The organism is Cryobacterium sp. SO2, from assembly GCF_026151165.2.
Lineage (GTDB): Bacteria > Actinomycetota > Actinomycetes > Actinomycetales > Microbacteriaceae > Cryobacterium.
Map to the genome: position 1 here is coordinate 3,094,451 of NZ_CP117849.1, position 22,997 is coordinate 3,117,447.

Here is a 22,997-nt window from a genome sequence, read left to right on the forward strand (position 1 = left end):
CGGTGACGCTAGGCGGTGGGCTCCAGCGGCGCCGGGACGGCGGGCCGCAGCTGCGGCAGGCTCTTGCTCGACACCCAGCGGGCCACGATCTTGTCGGCCACCCGGGTGCCAGAGGCCACATCGAAGCAGCCGAGCAGGTCCTCCGTGGTGACGCTGCCGTGCCGGTGCGTGCGGGTGTACGCCCGCAGGGCGGTGAAGAAGGCCTCGTCGCCGATGGCCTGGCGCACGGCGTGCAGTGCGAGCGCGCCGCGCTTGTACACCCTGTCGTCGAACATGTCGTGCGGGCCGGGGTCGCTCACGATGAGGTTCTTGGGCAGCCGATCCACCTCGGCGCGGTGCTGCACGGCGCTCTGGTGCGCCGTGAGGCCGCCGCTGGCCTCGGCCCAGATCCACTCCGCGTAACAGGCGAAGCCCTCGTGCAGCCAGATGTCGGCCCAGCGGGTGAGGGTGAGGCTGTTGCCGAACCACTGATGGGCGAGTTCGTGCGCGATCAACCTGTCGCTGCCGTGCAGGCCGTCCACGTGGTTGCGGCCGAACACCCCCAGGCCGTGCGCCTCGAGCGGTATCTCCAGCACATCGTCGGTGACCACGACCGCGTAGGCCGGGAACGGGTAGGGGCCGAAGGCGGCGCTGAACACGTCGATCATCTCGCCCAGCCGGGCGAAGTCCACGGCCGACTGCCGGGCCAACGACGGCGGGAAGAACAGAGTGTGCGCCACCGGCGCCGCGGCGATGTCGTGCCTGCGGTAGCGGCCGATCTGCACACTGGCCAGGTACGGGGCCATCGGCTCGCGCACGTCGAAGGTCCAGGTCGTGCGCCCGGAGCGGGTGCTCTTGGCCACGAGCGGCCCGTTGCTCACCACCGTATACGGGGCCTCGCAGGTGAGCTGGATGCGGAACGTGGCCTTGTCGCTCGGGTGGTCGTTGCAGGGGAACCACGACGGAGCGCCGCTGGGCTGGCCGGCGACGAGAACGCCGTCGGCGAGTTCTTCCCAGCCCAGCTCGCCCCAGTGGCTGCGCACCGGGTGCGGCGCGCCGCGGTAGCGCACCACGACCTCGAAGGACTCCCCCGCAGCCAGCGGCACGGCCGGCGTGAGCACAAGCTTGCGGGCCGTGTGCACCACCTTGACGGGGGCGGCGCCGGCCACGGTGACCTTGTCGACGCTGAGCCCAGCCAGGTCCAGGCTGAATCGGTCCAGCCTCGTGAGGGCGTGGGCGGTGATCGTGGCGACGGCGCTGAGCCGGTTGGTCGCAACCCGGTAGTCCAGGACCAGGTCGTAGTGGTCGACGGCGTAGCCGCCGTTGCCGCTCGCCGGCAGATACGGGTCGCCCGCGGACGTGGACCCGTAAACGGCGGGCGTGGGTAGCAACATAGGGGTCAAGTCTTCCACGGCGGCCGGTGCCAGGGCGAAATCGGGTTGCCCGACCACAGCGAATCAGTCGGTACCCGCTCGCCGCGCATCACCAGCGACCCCGGTCCCACGGTGGCGTTGGCATCGATGCGGGCCGCCGGCAGGATCACGCTGTTGGGTCCCAGAGTGCCGCCGGCGCCGATGTGCACGGTGTCCAGCTGCATGATCCGGTCGTGGAACAGGTGCGTCTGCACGACGCAGCCCCGATTGACGCTGCTGCCGGCGGCGAGGGTGACCAGGTCGGCCTCGGGCAGCCAGTACGACTCGCACCACACGCCGCGCCCGATCGTGGCGCCGAGCGACCGCAGCCACACGGCGAGCGCCGGGGTGCCGGACGCGTTCTGCGCGAACCAGGGCCTGGCCACCATCTCCACGAAGGTGTCGGATACCTCATTGCGCCAGATGAACGACGACCAGAGCGGATGCTCGGTGGCCCGGATGCGCCCCACCAGCAGCCACTTGGCCGCGGTGGTCACCGCGGCGGCCACCACGCCGGCGCCGAGCAGCACGAACCCGGCCAGCAGCAGGGCCACGCCTGGACCCGCCCACAGCCAGAGGGCATCGAGGGCGGCGAGCACGCCGAGGGCGATCCAGGCCGAGACGAACACCGGCACCAGGCGCAGAACCTCCCAGAGCGACCGGGCCAGGCGCAGCCGCGCCGGCGGATGGAAGGTGCGGGCCTCGTCGATGTCGGTGGACCGGCGGCGCAGGCGCGCCGGCGGGTTGCCCAGCCAGGAGGAACCGCGTTTGGCCTTGCGCGGGGTGGACGAGAGCACGGCCACGAGCCCGTCCCGCGGCACGGTGCGGCCGGGGCCGGCGATGCCGCTGTTGCCCAGGAACGCCCGCCGGCCGATCTTGGCGCGGCCGATGCGCATCCAACCGCCGCCGAGTTCGTAGCAGGCCACCATGGTGTCGTCGGCGAGGAACGCGCCGGGCGCGATGGTGGTGAGCGACGGCACCAGCAGCACCGTGGAGGCTTCGACGCCCGGGCCGACCCTGGCGCCGAGCAGCCGCAGCCAGACCGGCGTGAGCAGGCTGGCGTAGAGCGGGAAGAGCAGGGTGCGGGCGCCGTCGAGCAGGCGTTCGGTCATCCAGACCTGCCAGCCCACCCGGCTGCGCACCGGGTGGTGGCCGTCGGTGAGGCCCAGGCCCAGCAGGCGCACGGCGCCGATGACCGCGCCGGCGTAGAACAGGCCGGCGGCGACAACCGCAGCGGGCACGGCCCAGGCGGCACGGCCGAGAGCGGAGCCGAGGGTGCCGGCGTCGCCCACGGCCAGGCCGACGATGAGCACGGCGGCGGCCGGGATGGCGGTGAGTGACACCGAGCCGGCGCCGTAGGCGAGCAGCCAGCGGCGGGCGGCGGGCGGGCGCTCGGCGGGCCAGCTCCGGCGGGCGGAGCCGACCCTGGCGGCGGGGGAACCGGCCCAGCGTTCGCCGCGCGGCACCCGGCCGGAGACGGCCGAGCCCGGTTCGATCTCGGCGCCCTCGCCGACCTTGGCACCGCCGAGCAGGGTGCTGCGGGAGCCGATCAGGGCCTCGGCGCCGATGCGCACCCGGCCGATGCGCAGGGTGTCGCCGTCGAGCCAGTAGCCGGCCAGGTCCACCTCGGGTTCGATCGCGGCGCGCTCGCCGATGCTGAGCATCCCGGTGACCGGCGGCACCGAGTGCAGGTCGACGCCCGGTTCGATGCGGGCGCCGAGCAGGCGGGCGTAGTAGCTGATCCACGGTGCCCCGGCGAGGCTGGCGGCGTCCACGAAGTGGGCGACCTGCTCGGCCAGCCACAACCGCAGGTGCACCGAGCCGCCGCGCGGGTACTCACCCGGCTGCACGCCCCGCAGCAGCAGTCGCGCAGCGGCCACCGAGAGGCCCATCTTGCCCAACGGCGTGACGAACAGCACGAAGCCGGCCAGCACCACCCACCACGACAGGGTGGGGGCGAAGGATGCGCCGGCGGCGGCGAGCACATTGTTCGCCGCGGCCAGGTACACCAGCCAGCGGGCACCGACGAGCAGGTGCAGCGGCACACCGAGGAGGCTCTGCAGCAGCCCGCTGCGAGCGGGGGTGGGCAGCACGGTGCGGATGCGCCGGGCCGCGGGCGGGGTGCGGCCGTCGAGTTCGGCGGCGAGCGCCCCGATCCGGGGGTGGTCGTAAATGTCGCTCACCCGGGTGTCCGGGTAGCGCTCCCGGATGGCGGAGACGAACTGGGCGGCGGAGAGCGAGCCACCGCCATAGGCGAAGAAGTCGCTGTCGGCGTCGACGACGGGCAGCCCGAGGATCGCGGCCCAGTGCTCGGCGAGCCAGGCGGCCGTGCCGCTGAGCGCATCCGCCCCTGCCGTGTCGCCGGTCAGGCTGGGCAGCGGCCAGGGCAGGGCGGCGCGGTCGACCTTGCCGGAGGTGCGGGTGGGGATGGTCTCGACGATGACGAGCAGCGGCACGAGGGCGGCGGGCAGGGCCACGCGCAGGGCCTCGGTGGCGGCGGCGAGATCGAAGCCGGCGGCAGCGGTGCCGGCCGCATCGCCGGGCGCCAGGTCGGCGTCGGCAGGCGCGAGATAGCCCACCAGCACCTGGTTGCCGGCCGGGGTGGTCTGCACCACGGCGGCGGCGCCGGCCACGCCGGGCAGCGCCTGCAGGGCGGCGTCGATCTCACCGAGCTCGATGCGCCGGCCGCCGAGCTTGATCTGGTCGTCGGCGCGGCCCACGAACACCAGGCCGGCGGGCTCGAAGCGCACGAGGTCGCCGCTGCGGTAGGCGCGCTCCCAGCCGAGCCCGGCGTGCGGGGCGTACTTCACGGCATCCTGGCCCGCGTCGAGGTAGCGGGCCAGACCCACGCCGCCGATGATGAGCTCGCCGGTCTCGCCGGCCTGCACCCGCTGGCCGGCCGCGTCGACGACGGCCAGGCTCCAGCCGTCCAGCGGCAGGCCGATGCGCACCGGGTCACTGCCGTCGAGCAGGGCGCCGCAGGCCACCACCGTGGCCTCGGTGGGTCCGTAGGTGTTCCACACCTCGCGGCCGCGGGCGCTGATGCGGGCGGCCAGCTCGGGTGGGCAGGCCTCGCCGCCGAAGATCACCAGGCGCACGTTCTCCAGGGCCTCCTCCGGCCAGAGCCCGGCGAGGGTGGGCACTGTGGAGACCACGGTGATCCCGTGCGCGATCAGCCACGGGCCCAGGTCGGCACCGCTGCGCACGAGCGAGCGGGGCGCGGGCACCAGGCAGGCGCCGTTCCGCCAGGCCAGCCACATCTCCTCGCAGGACGCATCGAATGCCACCGACAGGCCGGCGAGCACCCGGTCGCCCGGGCCGATCGGTTCGTTGGCGAGGAACAGGCCGGCCTCGGCGTCGACGAACGCCGCCGCCGAGCGGTGCGTGACGGCGACGCCCTTGGGCACGCCGGTGGAGCCGGAGGTGAAGATGATCCAGGCGTCGTCGTCCGGGCTGGGCATCGGCTCGCCCCAGTGCGCCAGGGACGGGTCCTCCTCCGCGGCGAGCGGCCGGTCGGTGAGTACCCCGGCGTCGAGACCCTCGCGCACCGCGAACCGGCCGCCTGCACCGATCACGCCCACGACCCTGGCCTCGCCGAAGACCAGCCGGGCACGCTCCTCCGGGTCGTCGGCGTCGACGGGCACATAGGCGGCGCCGACGGTGAGGGTGGCGAGGATCGACAGGTAGAGCTCCCGGGTGCCGGAGGCGATGCGGATGCCGACGGTGTCGCCGCGCCGCACGCCCGCCCGGCTCAGCTGCACGGCCTGGTCGTTGACGAGTCGCACCAGCCGCCGGTAGCTCAGCGCGCCGGCCGCGTCTTCGAGGGCGAGCGCGGTGGGGTGTTCCTCGGCGGTGGCGAGCAGGATGTCCACCAGGGTGCGCTCCGGGTGGGCCAGGTGGCCGGCATCCAGAACGCCCTGCTCGTGCGCGGGCGTCGCGCGGCTGGCTCTGGCCGGGATGGCCGGCGGCACCGTGACGGTCTCGGCAGTGGTCTCAACGGAGCGCGAGCGGGGCTCGGGGTGGATCGGGGTCACGCACGCTCCTGTCCGGGATCGCGAGGGTCCGCGACGGCGCCAGCCTAGAACGATCAGGTAGCCGGTAGGTGAACGCACGTCACACGAGCACATTCTCCTCCGCCACCGCCCGCCTCGCCCATTGATGTGCATAACTCCTGCAATTCGTCCTCCGGGCGGGGTGGCGGTGCGGGTCAGCGGATGCGAGCGCGCACGGCGGTCGCCGCGCAGAGGATCACCGCGAACGCGCCGACGAGCACGATCAGGTCGAGCCTTTCGCCGAGGAGCAGCGTCGCCCAGACGATGGTGAGCACCGGCTGCACGAGCTGGATCTGGCTGATCCGGGCGATCGGCCCGATGGCCAGACCCCGGTACCAGGCGAAGAAGCCCAGGAACATGCTCACCCCGGCCAGGTAGGCGAAGGCCAGCCAGGCCGGCGCATCCGCCCGGGGCCAGCCGGACCCGAGACCCACCAGCATCAGCGGCAGCATCACCGGCAGCGCCACGAGCAGCGCCCAGCAGATGGTCTGCCAGGAGCCGAGTTCGCGCGAGAGCAGCGCGCCCTCGCCGTATCCGACGGCCGCGAGCACCACGGCGCCCACCAAGAGGAGGTCGGCCGGGTGCAGGCTGCTCAGCCCGCCGGCGGTGAGCGCCACGAAGCCGATCACGGCCGCCACCCCGAGGCCGCTGGCCAGCCAGAACCGCGCGGATGGCCGCTCCCGGGCGCGGAGCACCGCGACCACGGCCGTGGCGGCGGGCAGCAACCCGATCACCACGGCGCCGTGCGCGGCCGGCACGCTCTGCAGCGCGTAAGACGTGAGGATCGGGAAGCCGGCGATGACCCCGGCGGCCACGACGGCCAGGCGCAGCCACTGGCGGCCGCGCGGAAAACGCTGCCGCAGCCCGGCTAGCACGAGGGCGGCCAACAGGCCGGCCACGACGGCCCGGCCGGCGCCGACGAACAGCGGGTCGAGCTGGCTCACGGCCACCCGGGTGAGCGGCAGAGTGAACGAGAACGCGAGCACGCCGAGGAAGCCGAAGACCAGCCCGGCGGCGGCGGACCCGTGCGGTGCGGCGGCGGAGCGGACGGGTGAGCTCCCGGCGGCCGTCGCCGACCCCGATACCACTGGCGGGCCGGTCACGATAGCGCTATTCTCTAGTTTCATGAAAGAGGATAGCACCCAGCAGAGTGGGATGGACGGCGAATCTGCCCACCTCGCCATCGAGCGTCGACTCCGGCACTTGGCCGCGACCCGGCCGGCCGGCGAACGACTGCCGTCCACCCGCACCCTCGTGCTCGAACACGCGGCCAGCCCGCTCACCGTGCAACGCGCGCTGCAGCGGCTGGTACTCGAGGGGCTCGTCGAGACCCGGCCGGGCACCGGCAGCTTCGTGGCCCGCCGGCACGGGGTGCACCGGGCCGACTTCGGCTGGCAGACCACGGCGCTGGGCACGGCCCGCACCGGCGCCGACTCGATCGGCGCCGCCCTGGCCAGCGCCGGCCCCGGGGTCATCTCGCTGCACTCCGGCTACCCGGCCGAGGAACTCCTGCCCACCCGGCTCGTGCGCGCGGCACTGGTGCGGGCGGCCCGCACGAGCACCGCGGTCGAACGGGCTCCGTTGGCGGGGTTGCCCGAGCTGCTCACCTGGTTCGCGGCGGAACTGGCGCCGGCCGGGGCCTCCGCCGTCGCCCCGCCCACGGCCGACGACGTGGTCATCACGCCGGGCGGCCAGAGCGCGTTGTCTTCGATCTTCCGGGCACTGGCCGCGCCGGGTGACGCCGTCGTGATGGAGTCCCCCACCTACTGGGGCGCCATGGCGGCGGCCCGCCAGGCCGGGCTGCGGGTGGTGCCGATCGCGCGCGGGGCCGCTGCGCCCGCCGCCGCCGACCTCGACGATGCCCTCGGTGCCAGCGGGGCCCGACTGTTTTATGCCCAACCGCACTTCGCCAATCCCACCGGCGCGCTCTGGAGCAGCGCCGAGCGCGCCGCGATCCTGGCCGTCGTCCGTGCGCGCGGCGTCTATCTCGTCGAGGACGACTGGGCGCATGACTTCGGCATCGACGCCGAGGTGGTGCCGCTCGCCGCCGACGACGCCAACGGCCACGTCGTCTACGTGCGCTCGCTCACCAAGAGCCTCTCCCCGGCCATCCGGGTGGGCGCCGTCGTGGCGCGCGGCCCGGCCCTGGCCCGCATCCAGGCCGACCGCACCGTGGATGACCTCTACGTCAGCGGCATCCTGCAGGCCGCCGCGGTCGACGTGCTCACCGATCCGGGTTGGCGCAGCCACCTCACCCGGTTGCGTGGTTCGCTGCGCGACCGCCGCGACGAGCTGGCGCGGCAGGTGCGCGGCCAGTTGGGGGCGGATGCCCTCGAGCTGGTTCCCCGGGGCGGCCTCAACCTGTGGGTGCGCACGGCTGACGGTGTCGACATGCCCGACCTCGCCCGCCGCAGCCGGGCGGCCGGGGTGCTGTTCTCCCCCGGCGACGACTGGTTCCCCGCCGAACCGACCGGCTCATTCCTGAGGCTGAACTACTCGCGGGCGCGCCCCGAGATCTTCGAGGATGCAGTGGCGACCATCGCGCGCCTGTTGCCCTGAGGACCGCCGGACCTCAGTGGCCCACCGGACCTGGCCGCAGGGGCATCCCCGCCGTCGATCCCCCCACGCCCAGCAGAGCCGGGCCGGGAGCCGCCGAACTGTAACCGACGACTCCCAGCACCACCGCGCCCAGAACGAGCAGAAACACCACGAACATCGACAGCACGGTCTCAGCCTTCACCGGCCCACCCGTCCGCCCCACACCATCAGTCCCCATACCTTCAAGTGTCCGGCACCGGCAGAAACGTCTCAGCGTGCCGACGGCGATGCCGGAATTCCCTACAATCGATGCAGGGGAGAAAATCCGGATGAGAAACAAGAAGAACGACGAACCGCGCGACGAGTTCGATCACATCATGATCCCGGCGTTCATCGCGCGTCCATTCGAGCGCCTCGGCAGCCGTCCGCTCCCGGCCGCTCCGTCCGGTCGGCCCGACAACGCGTCCAACGCCGCCTCCAGCTCTGCGCCCACCGACCAGCGCTCCGCCGATGCGCCCGACGGCGCGGATGCGGACGCCACTGATGCCGAGCAGCCGGCGCCCCGCGCCTGGTGGGCCGGCTACCGCGGCAAGATGCTGCTCTACGGGGCGGGCACCCTCGTCATGGTCTTCCTGCAGTCACGCGGCTGACGTCCCGAGCATCCGCTCGAGCAGCAGGCGTAGCCGCCGCTGGTCGACGGCGCCGAGCGCATCCGTCATCGGCGCCAGCGACCGCAGCACCTCGCCGTAGAGTCGCTCGGTCAACTCCGCACCGTCCGCGCTGAGGAACACGTCCACGGCCCGGCCGTCCTGCGGACTGGCGGCCCGTTCGAGCAGGCCCCGCTTTTCGGCCCTGTCGACGAGACCGGTCATGGTGGATTTTTCCAGACCGAGATAGTCCGCGAGCCCGGCCATCCGCAGCCGACGGTCGCGCAGGATGGCGAGCACCCGTAGTTGGGTGAGTGAGAGGTCGTTCTCGGCGGCCACCCGGTTGAGCACGGCCATCGTCGTGAAGGCCGCCTGCACGAGCGCATCGACGAGCCCGTCCTGCTCGGTGGGGTCGGCCTGCCCGGTCTGCCGCGGTGTCTGCATGCTCGAAGCCTAGTTGACTCGGTTCGTAGTACCAACTACATTTAGTTCGTGTTACCAACCAATCACGTCAACCGCATCAGGAGATTCCCATGAAAGCCGCCGTCGTCAGTTCCTTCGACACCGCACCCCGCTACCAGGAGGTGCCCACCCCGGATGCCGTCGGCGGCACCGGCATGGTGGTGGATGTGCTCGCCGCCGGCCTGCACCCCCGGGTTCGGTCCCAGGCCGACGGGTCGCACTACACGAGCACGGCCGAACTGCCGCTGGTGCCCGGCATCGACGGCGTGGGCCGCGGCCCCGACGGCGTGCTGCGTTACTTCGTGCTTCCCGACACCACCCTGGGCTCGATGGCCGAGCAGACCGTCATCGACATCCGTCGCAGCATCGTCCTGCCCGACGGCAGCGACCCCATCGCGGTCGCCGCGGCGATGAATCCGGCCATGTCGTCCTGGCTCGCCCTGCGCCGGCGAATGCAGTTCCCGGTCGGCGCGAGCGTGCTGGTGCTCGGAGCCACGGGCAGTGCCGGCCAGATGGCCGTGCAGATCACGAAGCGGTTCGGCGCCGACCAGATCATCGCGGCCGGGCGCGACGCGGGCAGGCTGGCCGGCCTACCCGCCCTGGGCGCAACCCGGACCGTGTCGCTGGAGGGAGACGCCGAGGCCGTCGCCGAGCGGATCGGCCGGGCCGCCGCCGACGTGGACGTCGTGATCGATTACCTGTGGGGGCCGCCCACCGCCGCCGCCATGACCGCCATGGTCACCCGGCGTGCCGATCACGGCCGGCCGCTGACCTGGATCGAGATCGGCTCCGTCGCCGGCGCCGACGCGTCGATCCCCTCGGCCGCGCTGCGCTCCGTTCCCCTGCAGATCATCGGCAGCGGCCAGGGCTCGGTCAGCAACCGGGGCATTCTCACCGAGCTGCCCGCCCTCGTCGAGGCGCTGGCCGGCGGGAGCTTCGACATCGACGCGCGCACGGTGCCGCTCGCCGACGTCGAGCAGGCCTGGGCGGATGCCGCGCACACGGCCCAGCGCATCGTTCTCGTGCCCTAGCGTCTACGCCGCACGCAGTAGGCGGGTTCATCCGTGGGGAGGATGCCCCACGCGGGCCGGTCCACAACGATGGAATCACCGACCTCGATCCCGGGTTCGGGCGCCGCCCGTCGAGAGGACCGATCATGACCACCATTCTTCGCACCAGTCCCGCCCAGCGGTCGCTGCATCCCATCGTCATGACCGCGACTCTCGTCGCCGTGCCGGAGGGGGCGCACGGGCCGGCGGATCTGCCCGTCACCGTCGATCGCGCCCCGGCGCACTCGCGCGACTCGATTGCGCTCTGGGCGGCGCAGCCTGCCGGGGTCGGCCGAGCCGCCTGACCTCAGGCCCCCATCAGCAGCAACGCGTTGTAGACGACGTAGGCCGGCCACACGATGGCCTGGAGCAGCCCCAGGATGACGGCCCAGAACGAGCCGTCAGAGACCGAGATGAAGTAGATGGCCGCTCCGACATAGGCCAGCAGGAAGAAGAATCCCCACGACCCGTCCCGCACGATCACCCGGCCCCGACCATCCGTCGCCATCAGATCCTCCTCCACCGACTTCGCGGAACCCGCCATTGGCACACAGGCTAGTCGCGGTGGCCGCCGAGCGAAACCGCTGGTCCCGGCGCCGCCCAGAGGCCCGATCAGGAGTGGATGCCTGCCTGCACGGCGAGGGACACCAGCTGGGCCCGGTTCTGGGTGCCCGACTTCATCATGGCCCGGTTGGCGTGCGTCTTCACGGTGAACGGCGACACGAAGATGCGTGCGGCGATGTCGGCATTGTCCAGGCCCTCGACGATCAGCGTCACGACCTCCCGTTCCCGCTGGGTGAGCTCCACGAAACGCGCCACGGCAGCCGGGTCGCTGGGCATCGCGACGGGCAGGGAGACATGCTCGACCAGTGCATTCACCGCGGCAGACGACAACGCATGATCACCGCCGGCCACCGCCAGGATCCCCTCGGTCAGCTCTGTGCGGCTGGCCCCCTTGCCGAGAAAGCCGTCCGCTCCGGCCCGGAGCGCGGTGAGCACGTATTCGTCCTGCTCGAAGGTGGTCAGGATCAGGATGCGCACGACGCTCGACGGGTACACCGCGCGGATCCGGCGGGTCGTTTCGACCCCGTCGATGCCGGGCATGCGGATGTCCAGCAGGACCACGTCCACCGCGTCGGGATCGAGGAGCCCGATGGCCGCGAGACCATCACCGACCTCCGCCACCACCGAAAGCTCCGGATGCGCGTCGATCATGGTGCGCAACCCGGCCCTGATCATCTCCTGATCGTCGACGATCATCACCCGGATCATGCGTTCCCTCCATTCGACGGCAGGGTCGCCGTCATCCAAAACAAGCTCTCGTCACTCTGCACATCCACCCGGCCGCCGATGGAAGCGGCGCGCTCCTGCATGCCCACGAGCCCGTGCCCGCCGCCGAGGGCGGAACCGGTCGCGCCGGGGCGTCGCATGTTGACCACCTCAATGATCAGCGCTCCGGGGTCCGTGGTCCCCAGCCGCACCGACACCGTCCCTGTGCCGTGCTTGTGGGCGTTGGTCAGGGCTTCCTGGGTGATCCGGTACGCGGCCGCGCTCACCTGTGGTGGCAACGGGAGCGACAGGTCTCCCAGTGTGGCCTCCACCGTGAGGCCGGCCTGCCGGTAGGACTCGATGAGCGCGGGAATCCGGCCGTGTTCGGGGGTGGGGGCGAGGTCGTCGGCCTCGCTGCCGACCCGCAGAATCCGCAGGATCTGTTGGGTTTCCCGCAGCACGGCCTGAACGCTACGCTGCGCGGCGGCGAGATCGGCCCGGCTGGCCTGGGCCTCCGGCGGCAGATGCACCTCGGCCGCGCCCAGGTGCATGTTCACGACCGCGATCTCATGGCCGATGCTGTCGTGCAGGTCGCGGGCGATCCGCAGACGTTCCTCGGCGACGCTGCGGTCCACGGCCGCCGCCCGGGTGGCGATGGCGTCGGCGGTGCGGCGTTCCAGTTCGCGCCAGTACCGCCGGGATTCGCGCACCGCGCTGCCCGCCGCGGCCGTGGCGGCGGCCGCGAACCCGGCCACGGATGCCTCGGCGTTGACGGCTGGATTCAGCGTGCCCGACACTATCCAGACCGACGCCAGGTTCGCCGCGGCGATGACGGCGCCGGTCAGGAACCCCGACAGCCCCCGGAGAGTGAGCAGGAACGCGGCGAAGCAGGCGATCGACCAGTTCGAGATCGGTGCCCAGCCCAGGATCGCGGCGACGAGCGGGGCCGCGGCGACGAGCGCCAGGGCCGGGTAGGGAAACCGGTAGATGAGGCCGACGCCGGCGCTCATGGTGATGACCGCGACGACTCCGCCGAGCGGGAAGCCCGCCTGCACCACCATGACCAGCTCGACGAGGATGGCCAGACCCATGATGACGGTGGTGACGATCTGGAGAACAGCGCCGCCCCGTGCTCCCATGGGCCTCCGCGGCGCGCGCGGCAGGCGCGGGGCGCGGATCTGGTGGGGCTGGCGGGTCACGTGCTTATCCTCCCAGCCCCCGGGCGCGCCCGGGTACTGCCGCTGGAGTAGTCCGGCACCGTCCGGCTGCACGACGGCACCCGCCCGCCGGTCGGCGAGGATGGGCCTCACATCGACGAAACCGCCCGTCGACGGCGGCTCCCGATGACCACACGACTCGAAAGGGCAGTACCCCAGATGAACGACACCGCACCCGGCGACAGCCACTTCGTGGCCTACGAGTACCGCACGATCCGGGTGCCCGTCGGCCGGGAGTCGCTGTTCAGCGACAGCTTCGGCAACTTCGGCTGGCTCCTCGAGTCCACCGGAACCAGCCTGCCCGGCACCCCCACGGTGACCCTGGCGTTCAAGCGCGACCGGGGCATCAAGAACCGCGTGTTGGTCACCGAGCTGCAGAGCCGCAGCGAGGCAGCACTGACCACGATCACGGCGCTCGAACGCTCCAGCACCCGGGCCGCCCTGATGATCTCGCTCACCGCGGGCATCCTCGGCTGCGCGTTCCTGGCCGGCTCGGTCTTCACCCTCCAGGCCGGGCTTCTCCTCGTCTCGATTCCGCTCGGCGTGATCGGGCTGGCCGGCTGGCTGGCCGGCTTCCTGTCGCACTCGAGGGTGCTGGCGCACCGCACCAGGCATGCCGCCCCGCTCATCGAGGAGCAGTACACCCTGCTGGCGCTCAGCGGCGAACAGGCCAGCCATCTGCTGTCCTGACCGGCGGATGCCGCGGCGCGTGCTGGCATCCGCGGCCGCAGCCGACAAGGATGGGGCCATGGTCGTCACGCTCGCCGCCGTCGCCCGGGATCTCTATGGACTCGACCCCGCCGAGTTCACGGCCGCCCGCAACACCAGGGCGCGGGAGCTGAAGCCCTCCGACCCGGCGCTGGCGGCGCAGGTCGCCGCGCTGCACAAGCCCTCCCCCGCTGCGTGGGCGGTGAACCTCGTCGCGCGGGAACGCACCGGCGGGCTCGAGGCGCTCCTGCTCCTCGGCGAACGGATGCGCACGGCCCAGGAGCAGTTCGACCGGGCCGCGCTCGGGCAACTCGGCACGGAGCGCCGGGCCGCGGTCGCCGCGCTCGCCAGGGCGGGCGGAGACCTCGCCGCCGACCGGGGGCATCCGCTCACGGCACCCGTGCTCGGCGAGGTGGAGCAGACGCTGCAGGCCGGCACCTCGGATCCCGCCGCCGCGGCCGCGGTCAGCAGCGGCCTGCTGGTGCGGGCCCTCCGTGCCGTCGGCTTCGAGCCCGTCGACCTGGACGGCGCCGTCGCCGTGCCCGGCGCGGCCCCTGCAGCGGCGCCCCCGAGCCACGCCGGCGCCGCCGAGCCGCCGTCTCCCGTGCACCTCGCCGCCGTGCGCCGCCGCAAGGAAGCCGCCCAGGAGGCCGAGGTGCGGGAACGCGAGGCGGAGGCCGCCACGGCGGAGCTTGAGGCCCTCGACCGCCGGGCTCAGCGGTTGCGGCCGCGCCGCACGAGTCTCGAGGCGGAGGTGGCGGACCTGCGGGACCAGCTGGGCACGGCCGAGCAGGCGCTCGCTGCCGTGCACGACGAGGACGGCGCCCTGGCCGATGCCCGCACGCGAGCACAGCGGAACGTCGAAGAGACAGGCCGGCAAGCCCGCGAGGCCAGACGGGACGCCGACGCTCTCACGACGCCACGATGATCATCCGGTGGGTGCGTCAGGTCGCGCACCGGCCGCTCGGCGGCACGTGTTCGTCCCGGCGGCACGTGTTTGTCCCGGCGGCACGTGTTTGTCCCGGCGGCACGTGTTCGTCCCGGCGGCACGTGTTCTAAAGTGTGCCGCCGGACACAACGCGTGCCGCGACAGCTGGCCTCATCTGCTGGCAGCGAACGGCGCCCACCGGCGGCGCCGACGGACGTACGCTCTGGTGCCATGAACGATGTGCCGGAGATGGATGACGACGGGCTCCTCGACGCCTACTCCAGAACAATCATGGCCGTGGCGACCGGGGTGTTGCCGAGTGTGGCCAGCGTCACGGTGCAGAGCCGCCGCGGTGCGGGGGCGGGCAGCGCGAGCGTCATCACCGCGGACGGTTTCCTCCTCACCAGCGCCCACGTCGTCGCCGGCGCCGAAAGCGCCGAGATCGGGTTCGCCGACGGCACCGCCACCCGGGTGGATGTGGTCGGCCGCGACACCCTGTCCGACCTCGCCGTGCTGCACGCGCGCGGCTCCACGCCGCAGCCGGTGCCGCTGGGCGATGCCGCCCGGCTGCGGGTGGGCCAGGTGGTGGTGGCCCTGGGCAACCCGCTGGGGTTGGCCGGCAGCGTCACCGCCGGCATCGTGTCGGCGCTCGGCCGCTCGCTGCCCACCCGGTCCGGCCGGGTCATCGACGAGGTGATCCAGACCGACGCCGCGCTCAACCCCGGTAACAGCGGCGGCGTGCTCGCCGATAGTTCCGGGCGCATGGTCGGGGTCAACACGGCGGTGGCGGGCGTCGGCGTCGGCCTCGCGGTGCCGATCAACGACACCACCAGGGCGATCATCACGGCCTTGATGACCACAGGCCGCATGCGCCGGGCCTGGCTCGGGATCGCGGGCGCCCAGGTACCGCTTCCGCCCGCCCTGGCGGCACGGATCGGCTCCCCCACCGGGCTGCAGGTGGCCGGCGTCTCACCGGGCAGTCCGGCCGAGGAAGCGGGCCTGCACCGCGGCGACATCGTGGTGGAACTGGCCGGCCAGCCCGTCGTGACGGCCACCGCCGTTCAGCAGCTGATGGTCGAGGACGCGATCGACCGGCCCATCGAGATCACGGTGTGGCGCAACGGCGCCCTCGTGGACGCGATCACCGTTCCGCGGGAGCTCGACGAGTCCTAGACCCGGGCTGGTGCGTCTCGTTCGAGTGCGTCCCGGGGCGGATGCGTGCCCGCGGGTCAGGCCGCGGCGAACCGCTTCGCCGAGCGCGCCTTGGCCTTCTCCGCCTCGAGCTCGCGGTTCTTGGGCGGAGCGGCCGTGACCAGGTCCTCCAGCAGGTGCCTCGAGATGTGGGCGATCTCTTCCACCGCGCGCTCGAAGGCGGCCTCATTGGCCTTCGAGGGCTTGGTGGCGCCGCTGATCTTGCGCACGAACTGCAGGGCGGCCGCGTGCACCTCGTCGTCGGTGGCGGCGGGTTCGAAATTGTGCAGTTGATGGATGTTCCGACACATACTTCGAGGGTACTCAGCGGGGCGCATCCGCGGTACCGGCAAAATTGGGTGTTGCGCGCCGGGCGCGTCGCGCATTACGGTGATGCCTACGCCATACGACGAAAGGAGCCCAGCGTGATCACTTACATGAATGCATTCGCATCCCGTACCACCGCCGGCTTCGTCGGCGTCTTCACCGCCTGATCGGCCAGTAGGTAACCCACCGGTCCAGACGGTGGTGACGCTCTCGAAGCCCGACCAGGCAGCATCCGCACTCGTGTGCGCTCGCGGCCGCAGGTCTCTCACCCCGCTCGTGACGCGCAGTCCTGCGCGTCACGCCTGAGCCGCCCCCAGCGGCCACCCTTCATTCGGCGATCCCGGAGGCTCTCTCAGAGCCCCCGATTTCGCGACCCTGCCAAAGGAATCACCACCATGAATACCCAACTGGCGCCCGTTCAGGGCAGCCACGAGCACCCGCCCCAACCCGAGCGCCTCCCCGAGACGCACCCCGTGCGCCGGGTGGGCGCACTCGATCGCGCCGCCATGCACCTCGGTGTCGCCCTCATCCACTGGGGACGTCGTCCCGCCAAGGCGCGTCGTCGGCCGCGGCCGATGTTGGCGCCGGAGTCGATCGAAGCCCGCCGGGAGCTGGACCGGGTGAGGGACCAGTACCTGGTCCTGAAGCTGACCCAGTTCCGGTGAGGCACTCACCCGCGCAGCACTCACCCGCGCAGCAGCCTGCGCACTCATCGGCGCAGACCGGCACCGCAGTCCTCGGCTGCGGTGCCGGCCCGCGCCGGCCCGCGCCGTTCCGCGCCGTTCCGCGGGTACCGCGCCGCTCCGCGGGTGGCACGCCACGCGCGCAGCGGCGCCTAACCCGCGCATCCCGAAACGCGGGCACCGCGCCCTTCCGCGGGCACCCGGCCGCTCCGCGGGCACCACGCCGCTCCGCGGGCACCACGCCGCTCCGCGGGCACCGTGCCGCTCCGCGGGTGGCACGCCACGCGCGCAGCGGCGCCTAACCCGCGCATCTTGGCTCGTCTCAGTCGTTGAGGCCCGCGCGCCACTGCTCGAGCAGGCGCGCAATGTTGCGACTCTGCACCCAGGGCACCTCGGGCGCCTCGGTTCGATCCTCCCGCAGAGCCAGCGAGACGGCATCGGCCTCCGCGGCGAACGGGTCCACCGTCGGCACCTCGACCACACGATCGCGACCATCCGCACGCACCACGAACGACGCAGCGGACGCGTTGCGGCTGCCGAACGCGTCGGGCAACTCAATGCTGCCGCGGCCACCTGTGAGCGTCGCGGACCGCGGGAGCTCGGCCACGATGGAACACTCCACCTCCGCAGTGAAGCCCTCACCGGTGACCATCGCCGTCGCGTGCTCGTCCACGCCGGTGTCGCCGATGTGACCCGCGACGGCCGTGATGGCGAGATCGGCAGGATCGATGCCGGCGGCAGCCGCCAGCCCCACCGCGAGAGAGACCGGATATCCGCCCACGTCGAGGATCGCCCCACCGGCCAGGGCGGGATCGAACAGCCGCCCGGACCGCTCAGCCGCCGCGAATCCGAACGAGGCGCTCAGCCGAAGCGGCGCCCCCACCTCCCGGGCAGCGACCGCGGCATCGAGCGCCCGCGCGAATGGGCCGAACCGGTGCTTGTACGCCTCGACGAACGGCAGCCCGGCGGATGCGGCCCGGCGCAGCACCCGTTCCACGTCCTCGGTGCTGGGCGCCACCGGCTTCTCGCACAGCACGGCCTTCCCGGCGGTGAGCGCAGCAACGGCGAGATCCGCGTGGGTGGTGTGCACCGTCGAGATGTACACGGCGTCGATGTCGTCCCTGGCCAGGAGCTCCTCGTAGGTGCCGGTGACGGGAGCACCGTGAACCGCGGCGAACGCGGCCGCCCGGCCGGGGTTCGTGCTGCCCACGGCATGCAGAGTGCCGTGCGCCGACCCGGGCAGCGCCCGTGCGAACCAGCCGCCGATGTCGCCAGGTCCAAAGATTGCCCACCGCGTTGTTGTCATCCCTCGACGCTACAACCTCGGAGGCAGTCAGACGCACGGCCCATGGTGCCCCTGGAGGGACTCGAACCCCCAACCCTTTCCTTAGGACGGAACTGCTCTTCCATTGAGCTACAGAGGCTTACCGGGAAAGTTTAGCCGGTAATCCGCGCCGAGTGAGCCCACCCGACACTCGGCAGGATGCGCGTGCGCTGACTTGCCCACGTGCGGACGAGTTGCCCAGGTACGCCGGAGCAACTCGTCCGGACGGGGGCAAGTCGCGGAAGCAGGCCTAACGGTCTAGGTCGGCGGGTAGAGGTAAACGGGCACCTCGCTGATCGGCACGGTGCGCGTGTGATACGCGTGCGAGCCCATCCAGTTGTACTCTTCGAGCACCACGGTGCCGTCGCCGGGCACTGACTGCACGTAGGCGACGTGGTTGTAGGTGAACCAGGCCACAGCGCCCACGACGGGCGACTTGCTGGAGGGCCAGCCCTTGGCCGCCCAGTTGCTCGCCCAGGCTGAGGCGTTGCCGCCGCCGGGGGTCATCGTCGACCAGGTCCACTTCCACGGGCTGCCCGTGCTGCCGGCGTCGCGGTTGAGGCGCCACGCCACGAAGTCCACGCACTCGCGGTAGTAGTAGCCGAGGGGCGAGAGCCCGCCGCCCTGGGACTCGGTGCCCGCGGTCGGCCACGGGTAGTCGTCGCCCTCGGCGCGGATGCCGTACACGGCGAATTCGGCGGCCGCCGAGCGGGCCTCTTCTGCGGCCTGCTGCTGGGCGAGGTCCGCCTGCAGGCCGGCTTCGATGTCGTCGAGTTCGGCCTGGCTCGTCGCAGTGAAGCCGTCGGTCGAGATGCTCGCCGCTGCCGCGGCGGCGGTCACGGTGAGGTCCTGGGTTTCGCCGGAGGCCTGACTGCTGATGCCGGTCGAGCCGCCCTGCGGGGAGAAAGCGTAGGCGGGCAGAGCCGCGGTGAGGAAGATCGCCGGGATCGCCAGCAGGGTGACCATCTTCGCGATCGGCTTGCGGCGCTGGGTGGGTCGCGTGGCCGCGGCCGGCCGGGACCCGGCGGGAGCCTGAGTGGCCGACGATGCGGACTGCCGTGTGAAGCGGACCGGGCGCAGCCGGACCCCGCGAGGCGGGACCGGGATGCCGTGCACCGTCGGCTCGGATGCCAACGGCTGCGGGGCGGCCAGTCCGGGAACCGTGGACCCGGGCGGAGCGGATTCCGGCCTGGTGAGCGGCGCGCGCTCGACGAGAATCTGGTCGTCCACCGGGGTGGGCACTGCAGTCACCGCGGGCAACGTGGTCGCGCTCTCCACGACGACGGCAAGGTCGGGTGAGACCGACTGCACCGGCACGGGAGGAACGGGCACCGCGGGTTCGGCCGGGGCGAGCACGACGACCTCGGCAGGAACCGCTGCATCAGCGGGCGGTGCGGCGGCGGCCGGTGCGGAAAGCGGGGTCCCTGCGGCGAGTGCGGCGGCGGCCTCGCGGCGGGCGCGAGCCTCGCGGCGCGTGGGAAGCGCGCCGTCGCCCTCGGGCGAGCCGGCTGGGCCGGATTGAGTCACAGGGATTCCTTAAACGGCCAAAACCGGTGGGGGACGTCACAACCTTATGTGATGGGTGGGGCTGATGTCACGCCGAGCGTTACGTTTTCGTGACAATGGCGCGACAACCGCGCTATCGACCGGGTTACGCGGCAGTCTGCGCGGCGGAAGCGAGGAACTCGTCCCGCTGCCGTTTCGCGCTGGATTCCGTTAGCGCTCGTTCTCTCCGGAGTGACCAACAAGACCGCCGAACAAGTGGCTACCGTGGCCGTCGCGGCTTGCGCGCTCGACTTCCATCGGGTCCGGGTCTGTGGCAGTGTCCGGTGACGACGCCGGCGCTTCCGGTTGTTCGACCACGACGCCGGTATCTTTGGCTTCCCGCTTCAGCCGATTCTTCGCGGCCTTCTCGACGAGGACGGGAACGAAGTCACGGACTCGCCCCTCCTCTAAATGCTCGTGCTCATCGTGGACGACGTTGACTATGTGGTCTCGGTCCAAGGTCGGGAACCGCTGCGACAGCCGGTCGATCACTTGGTCGATGGCTTGAGTTTCGTCTAGCTCGCTCATGAGGACATTCTTCAGGGATATGCCTCCCGCGACAACCGTGCTTCTGGCTAACGGAACGGCACGGGAACGCGGGCCGCGTTGGCCCAGTTGAACCGGATGCGCTGACCGCCAGTTTCGTTCAGAATATAGGCCTCCAGCTTCATGATGCGGTGATCGGCAATCGCTTGATCGTTGCCGACGATATCGAAGCGATATTTGTTGGCGTGCTCGGTCACGAGGACCGCGCCGATGCCCGGGAAGATCACAAACATCTGATCGGTGAAGAGCAAAGTGTGTTCGTAATGCCGGCGGAGATTCTGTCCGAGGACCGGGAAGCTGCGAAGTGATTCAACCGGGCGCACGATAGCTGTCATGGTGATCATGACGTGATCCTCAGCCCTGAAGGTAAGCACCAGGTTAACTAACGATGGGCGTCTGCTGGGAATGACGACGCATCGGTGACCTACGCGGCCACGGCGGGAGCGAGGAACTCGTCCCACTGCGGCAGTGGCCGTTCCACCCCGCTCACCACCCAGGTGGTGCCCTGCGGCATCCGGGGGTCGAAGTGCATGTCCCAGCCCATTTCGGCGGGGGTGCGGTCGCTCTTGAGGTTGTTGCAGCGCAGGCAGCAGGCCACCAGGTTGTCCCAGGTATCGCGGCCGCCGCGGGACCGCGGCTGCACATGGTCGATGGTGCTGGCGGATTTGCCGCAGTAGCAGCAGCGGTGCTCGTCGCGCCTCAGCACGCCGCGGCGGCTCACCGGCACGGCCCGTGAGCGCGGCAGGCGCACGTACCGGGTGAGCAGGATGACGCTGGGCCGCTCCCACGACCCCGTCGCCGCCCAGACCGGGTGGCCCTGGTCTGCTTGGATGATGGTTGCCTTCTGGTTCATCACGAGCACGAGTGCGCGTTTGAACGAAACGACCGCGAGGGGTTCATATCCCGCGTTGAGGACCAGTGTGCGCATGCGCTCCCTTTCGAAAAAGGCTGGACGGCTTCCAGCCATTCGAACTGCTGCCTGGCGAGCGCGGGGAGGAGATTTGGGCAAACAAAAAGGGCGTCGTCATCATGACAACGCCCCACGGGCTCCAGTGTGCTGGCGGCACACGAAACTCGGACAGATTTGACTGCTGTGCCGCAGCGCGAAGTGTCCGCGCACATCCATGGTGTGGATCGTGCGTAGCTTGCGCATTGGCTCTCCCAAAATCCCGCAGAACATCAGGGCATCAGGTTAACCCACAAATGGTGCGCCACGAAACGTGGCGCACCATTTGTGCTATGCGTTACCCAGTGTTTACCGGGCGGAGACTTTTCGGGCCAGAGAACGGGCTCAGATACCCAGTCGAACGATGTAGTAGTCGCTGGTCCAGATCGGCTGCACCCGAACGGCTGCTCCTTCATAGGGGGCGTGCAGGATGTTGCCGTTGCCGGCGTAGAACCCGTCGTGTCCGTCCATGATCACCAGGTCGCCCGGCTGGGCGTCGGCGAGGGCGATGCGGGTGCCGGCGGCGCCCTGCCCGGTGGAGGAGTGCGGCAGCGAGATGCCGAACTGTGCGTAGACGTACATCACGAAGCCGGAGCAGTCGAAGCCGGCCGGAGTGGCGCCGCCGTAGACATAGGGCACGCCCTGGTACTGCAGGGCCACGTTGTACACCGAGGCGAGGTCGAAACTCGGATAGGCGGGGTTGGCCAGGTAGTCGGCAACCGACGGGCCGGAGTACGAGGCGGCGTAGGTCGTCATCGACGCGGCGGCGGCCACCCGGGCAGCTTCAGCGGCCGCGGCGGCGTCGGCGGCATCGATCTCGGCCTGGGACGTGGCCGAGAAGCCGTCGGCGGCGACCGTCACCGTGGCGGCAGTGTCATCCACGGCCACGGCCTGCTCGCCGGCCTTGGTGAGCTCGGTGGTGTCGGTGGCGGCGAAGGATCCCTCGCCGTCCGTCGGGGCGAACGCATACGCCGGCAGGGCCATGGTGGCGACGAGTCCAGCAGCGAGGGTCATCATCACGATGCTGCCGGCCGGGCTGCGTCGCGCCGGGCGCTTGACGGGGGCGCCTGGGCGCTGCACAGTTCGGGGGCGGACCTCCGATTGGGTCGCTCGCATCGGGTCCGCGGATGCGGGGCGAACGGCCACAGCGGTGGAGCGCCGAGGGCGCGGGGACAGTCTTCTACCTAATCCAGCCAAAAGTGAACCTCCGGCGCCTCGACAACACTAGGTAGTTGCCCCATCCAATGCGGGTGACCGCGTGAAATTTCCGCAACAAGAGACGGGAATAGCGAGACGTCTTGCGCGGGCCCGACGATCGATCTCCGACCTGTGGGCAGATTTGAGGCTACGTGACACGAAACTGTTTGTCACCCTGAAAACGCTTAATCTAACGAATCGGTAACGAAGCTGTGAATTTCCACAGATATTTAGGAGTTCGTTACACCCCAATGGGGGGCGTGGTCACGAAGATGTGGCCGGCCACCTCGTTGGGCAACTCGAGTCCGTCGCCGAAGCCCTCAACCTGCACGAGCACATAGGAGCCGGCGGCGGAGAACACGCCGGTGTTGCCCGGCAGCACACCGGACTGCTTGAGCTGCGCCAGCAGCTCCGGGTCGAACTGCACGGGCTCGCCCATGCGCCGGATGACCGCGCTCACGGGCTCCGCCGACGCCGCGACGACATCGAGCAGGTTGGTGACGCCGGCCATGAACGCCACGGCGGGCGAGTCGCCCAGCTCGTCGAGTCCGGGGATCGGGTTGCCGTACGGGGATTCCGTCGGGTGACCAAGGATTTCGAGGATTTTGCGCTCGACCTGCTCGCTCATGACGTGCTCCCAGCGGCAGGCTTCGTCGTGGACGAATTCCCACTCGAGGCCGATGACGTCGCTGAGCAGCCGTTCCGCGAGACGGTGCTTGCGCATCACGTGCACGGCCTTGCTGCGGCCGCTGAGGGTGAGCTCGAGGTGACGGTCGCCGGAGACGACCACCAGGCCGTCCCTTTCCATGCGCGCCACCGTCTGGGAGACCGTGGGACCGGAGTGGCCCAGCCTCTCCGAGATCCTCGCGCGGAGGGGAACGATGTTCTCTTCCTCCAGATCGAGGATGGTACGGAGATACATTTCGGTCGTGTCGATCAGGTCAGTCATTCGCAGCCTCCCGCTCGGCCATATGTGC

The 22,997-nt window shown here is 71.2% G+C and carries 24 protein-coding genes and 1 tRNA gene; 8 read left to right on the top strand and 17 right to left on the bottom strand.

From position 1 onward, the window contains the following. Nucleotides 1–8: 8 nt before the first annotated feature. The 3 genes from BJQ94_RS14525 to BJQ94_RS14535 all read right to left on the bottom strand — a co-directional run bounded on the left by BJQ94_RS14525 (nt 9) and on the right by BJQ94_RS14535 (nt 6,450). Nucleotides 9–1,373, bottom strand: a complete 1,365-nt coding sequence (locus BJQ94_RS14525; RefSeq protein ID WP_265401213.1) for a M1 family metallopeptidase — start codon at nt 1,371–1,373, stop codon at nt 9–11. Between the two features lie 5 nt (nt 1,374–1,378). Further along, entirely contained in the window at nt 1,379–5,302 is a 3,924-nt protein-coding gene (locus BJQ94_RS14530) for a Pls/PosA family non-ribosomal peptide synthetase (RefSeq protein ID WP_265401356.1), read from the bottom strand. A 296-nt stretch (nt 5,303–5,598) separates the two neighbouring features. Then, nucleotides 5,599–6,450, bottom strand: coding sequence for a DMT family transporter (locus BJQ94_RS14535; protein WP_265401357.1), 852 nt, complete (start codon nt 6,448–6,450; stop codon nt 5,599–5,601). 118 nt (nt 6,451–6,568) lie between these two features. On the opposite strand from BJQ94_RS14535, the gene BJQ94_RS14540 reads away from it, so the two are divergent. Further along, entirely contained in the window at nt 6,569–8,002 is a 1,434-nt protein-coding gene (locus BJQ94_RS14540; RefSeq protein ID WP_265401214.1) for a PLP-dependent aminotransferase family protein, read from the top strand. A 13-nt stretch (nt 8,003–8,015) separates the two neighbouring features. Here the strand turns inward: BJQ94_RS14540 and BJQ94_RS14545 are convergent, their stop codons facing one another. Then, nucleotides 8,016–8,183: a hypothetical protein gene (locus BJQ94_RS14545; RefSeq protein WP_265401215.1), complete on the bottom strand. Its 168-nt coding sequence runs from the start codon at nt 8,181–8,183 to the stop codon at nt 8,016–8,018. 127 nt (nt 8,184–8,310) lie between these two features. On the opposite strand from BJQ94_RS14545, the gene BJQ94_RS14550 reads away from it, so the two are divergent. After that, a complete protein-coding gene (locus BJQ94_RS14550) occupies nt 8,311–8,631 on the top strand; it encodes a hypothetical protein (RefSeq protein WP_265401216.1) in 321 nt (106 codons plus the stop codon). On the opposite strand, the gene BJQ94_RS14555 is transcribed toward BJQ94_RS14550, so the two are convergent. Further along, nucleotides 8,620–9,072 carry a MarR family transcriptional regulator gene (locus BJQ94_RS14555; RefSeq protein ID WP_265401217.1) on the bottom strand — a complete coding sequence of 151 codons (453 nt, stop codon included), beginning with the start codon at nt 9,070–9,072 and terminating at the stop codon, nt 8,620–8,622. The two genes, BJQ94_RS14550 and BJQ94_RS14555, sit on opposite strands and share 12 nt — an antisense overlap. Before the next feature lie 89 nt (nt 9,073–9,161). Between BJQ94_RS14555 and BJQ94_RS14560 the strand changes: the two genes are divergently transcribed. Beyond that, nucleotides 9,162–10,121 (top strand): zinc-binding alcohol dehydrogenase family protein, encoded by a 960-nt coding sequence (locus tag BJQ94_RS14560; protein WP_265401218.1) that lies wholly within the window; start codon nt 9,162–9,164, stop codon nt 10,119–10,121. A gap of 125 nt (nt 10,122–10,246) precedes the next feature. Further along, nucleotides 10,247–10,444, top strand: a complete 198-nt coding sequence (locus BJQ94_RS14565; protein ID WP_265401219.1) for a hypothetical protein — start codon at nt 10,247–10,249, stop codon at nt 10,442–10,444. A 2-nt stretch (nt 10,445–10,446) separates the two neighbouring features. Here BJQ94_RS14565 and BJQ94_RS14570 read toward each other — a convergent pair whose 3' ends face one another. From BJQ94_RS14570 to BJQ94_RS14580, 3 genes are all read right to left on the bottom strand, one after another. Next, entirely contained in the window at nt 10,447–10,683 is a 237-nt protein-coding gene (locus tag BJQ94_RS14570) for a hypothetical protein (protein WP_265401220.1), read from the bottom strand. A 68-nt stretch (nt 10,684–10,751) separates the two neighbouring features. Continuing rightward, nucleotides 10,752–11,411 (bottom strand): response regulator transcription factor, encoded by a 660-nt coding sequence (locus BJQ94_RS14575; protein ID WP_265401221.1) that lies wholly within the window; start codon nt 11,409–11,411, stop codon nt 10,752–10,754. Continuing rightward, nucleotides 11,408–12,607: a histidine kinase gene (locus BJQ94_RS14580; protein WP_265401222.1), complete on the bottom strand. Its 1,200-nt coding sequence runs from the start codon at nt 12,605–12,607 to the stop codon at nt 11,408–11,410. Before BJQ94_RS14580 ends, BJQ94_RS14575 begins: the two co-directional genes overlap by 4 nt. A gap of 177 nt (nt 12,608–12,784) precedes the next feature. On the opposite strand from BJQ94_RS14580, the gene BJQ94_RS14585 reads away from it, so the two are divergent. The 3 genes from BJQ94_RS14585 (at nt 12,785) to BJQ94_RS14595 (ending at nt 15,434) form a co-directional block, all read left to right on the top strand. Next, nucleotides 12,785–13,315, top strand: a complete 531-nt coding sequence (locus tag BJQ94_RS14585; protein WP_265401223.1) for a hypothetical protein — start codon at nt 12,785–12,787, stop codon at nt 13,313–13,315. Nucleotides 13,316–13,373: 58 nt separating this feature from the next. Further along, a complete protein-coding gene (locus tag BJQ94_RS14590; protein WP_265401224.1) occupies nt 13,374–14,261 on the top strand; it encodes a transposase in 888 nt (295 codons plus the stop codon). A gap of 231 nt (nt 14,262–14,492) precedes the next feature. Further along, a complete protein-coding gene (locus tag BJQ94_RS14595) occupies nt 14,493–15,434 on the top strand; it encodes a trypsin-like peptidase domain-containing protein (RefSeq protein ID WP_265401225.1) in 942 nt (313 codons plus the stop codon). 56 nt (nt 15,435–15,490) lie between these two features. On the opposite strand, the gene BJQ94_RS14600 is transcribed toward BJQ94_RS14595, so the two are convergent. Next, nucleotides 15,491–15,763, bottom strand: a complete 273-nt coding sequence (locus BJQ94_RS14600; protein WP_265401226.1) for a DUF2277 domain-containing protein — start codon at nt 15,761–15,763, stop codon at nt 15,491–15,493. 411 nt (nt 15,764–16,174) lie between these two features. Here BJQ94_RS14600 and BJQ94_RS14605 point away from each other — a divergent pair, with 411 nt between their 5' ends. Next, on the top strand, nt 16,175–16,444 hold the full coding sequence (locus BJQ94_RS14605) for a hypothetical protein (protein WP_265401227.1): 270 nt from the start codon (nt 16,175–16,177) through the stop codon (nt 16,442–16,444). Between the two features lie 340 nt (nt 16,445–16,784). Here BJQ94_RS14605 and BJQ94_RS14610 read toward each other — a convergent pair whose 3' ends face one another. The 8 genes from BJQ94_RS14610 to BJQ94_RS14645 form a co-directional block, all read right to left on the bottom strand. Next, on the bottom strand, nt 16,785–17,768 hold the full coding sequence (locus tag BJQ94_RS14610) for a Gfo/Idh/MocA family oxidoreductase (protein WP_265401228.1): 984 nt from the start codon (nt 17,766–17,768) through the stop codon (nt 16,785–16,787). Between the two features lie 43 nt (nt 17,769–17,811). Continuing rightward, nucleotides 17,812–17,886: transfer RNA gene (locus BJQ94_RS14615), tRNA-Arg, on the bottom strand. A 158-nt stretch (nt 17,887–18,044) separates the two neighbouring features. After that, nucleotides 18,045–19,313, bottom strand: coding sequence for a CHAP domain-containing protein (locus BJQ94_RS14620; RefSeq protein WP_265401229.1), 1,269 nt, complete (start codon nt 19,311–19,313; stop codon nt 18,045–18,047). A 189-nt stretch (nt 19,314–19,502) separates the two neighbouring features. Then, nucleotides 19,503–19,859 (bottom strand): hypothetical protein, encoded by a 357-nt coding sequence (locus BJQ94_RS14625; RefSeq protein WP_265401230.1) that lies wholly within the window; start codon nt 19,857–19,859, stop codon nt 19,503–19,505. 47 nt (nt 19,860–19,906) lie between these two features. Further along, nucleotides 19,907–20,221, bottom strand: coding sequence for a hypothetical protein (locus tag BJQ94_RS14630; RefSeq protein ID WP_265401231.1), 315 nt, complete (start codon nt 20,219–20,221; stop codon nt 19,907–19,909). Between the two features lie 80 nt (nt 20,222–20,301). After that, nucleotides 20,302–20,805 carry an HNH endonuclease gene (locus tag BJQ94_RS14635; RefSeq protein ID WP_219900730.1) on the bottom strand — a complete coding sequence of 168 codons (504 nt, stop codon included), beginning with the start codon at nt 20,803–20,805 and terminating at the stop codon, nt 20,302–20,304. A gap of 363 nt (nt 20,806–21,168) precedes the next feature. Further along, on the bottom strand, nt 21,169–21,903 hold the full coding sequence (locus BJQ94_RS14640; RefSeq protein ID WP_265401232.1) for a C40 family peptidase: 735 nt from the start codon (nt 21,901–21,903) through the stop codon (nt 21,169–21,171). A gap of 358 nt (nt 21,904–22,261) precedes the next feature. Then, the gene (locus BJQ94_RS14645; RefSeq protein ID WP_265401233.1) at nt 22,262–22,969 is read right to left on the bottom strand and encodes a metal-dependent transcriptional regulator; all 708 of its coding nucleotides are present in this window, start codon (nt 22,967–22,969) and stop codon (nt 22,262–22,264) included. Nucleotides 22,970–22,997: the final 28 nt, after the last annotated feature.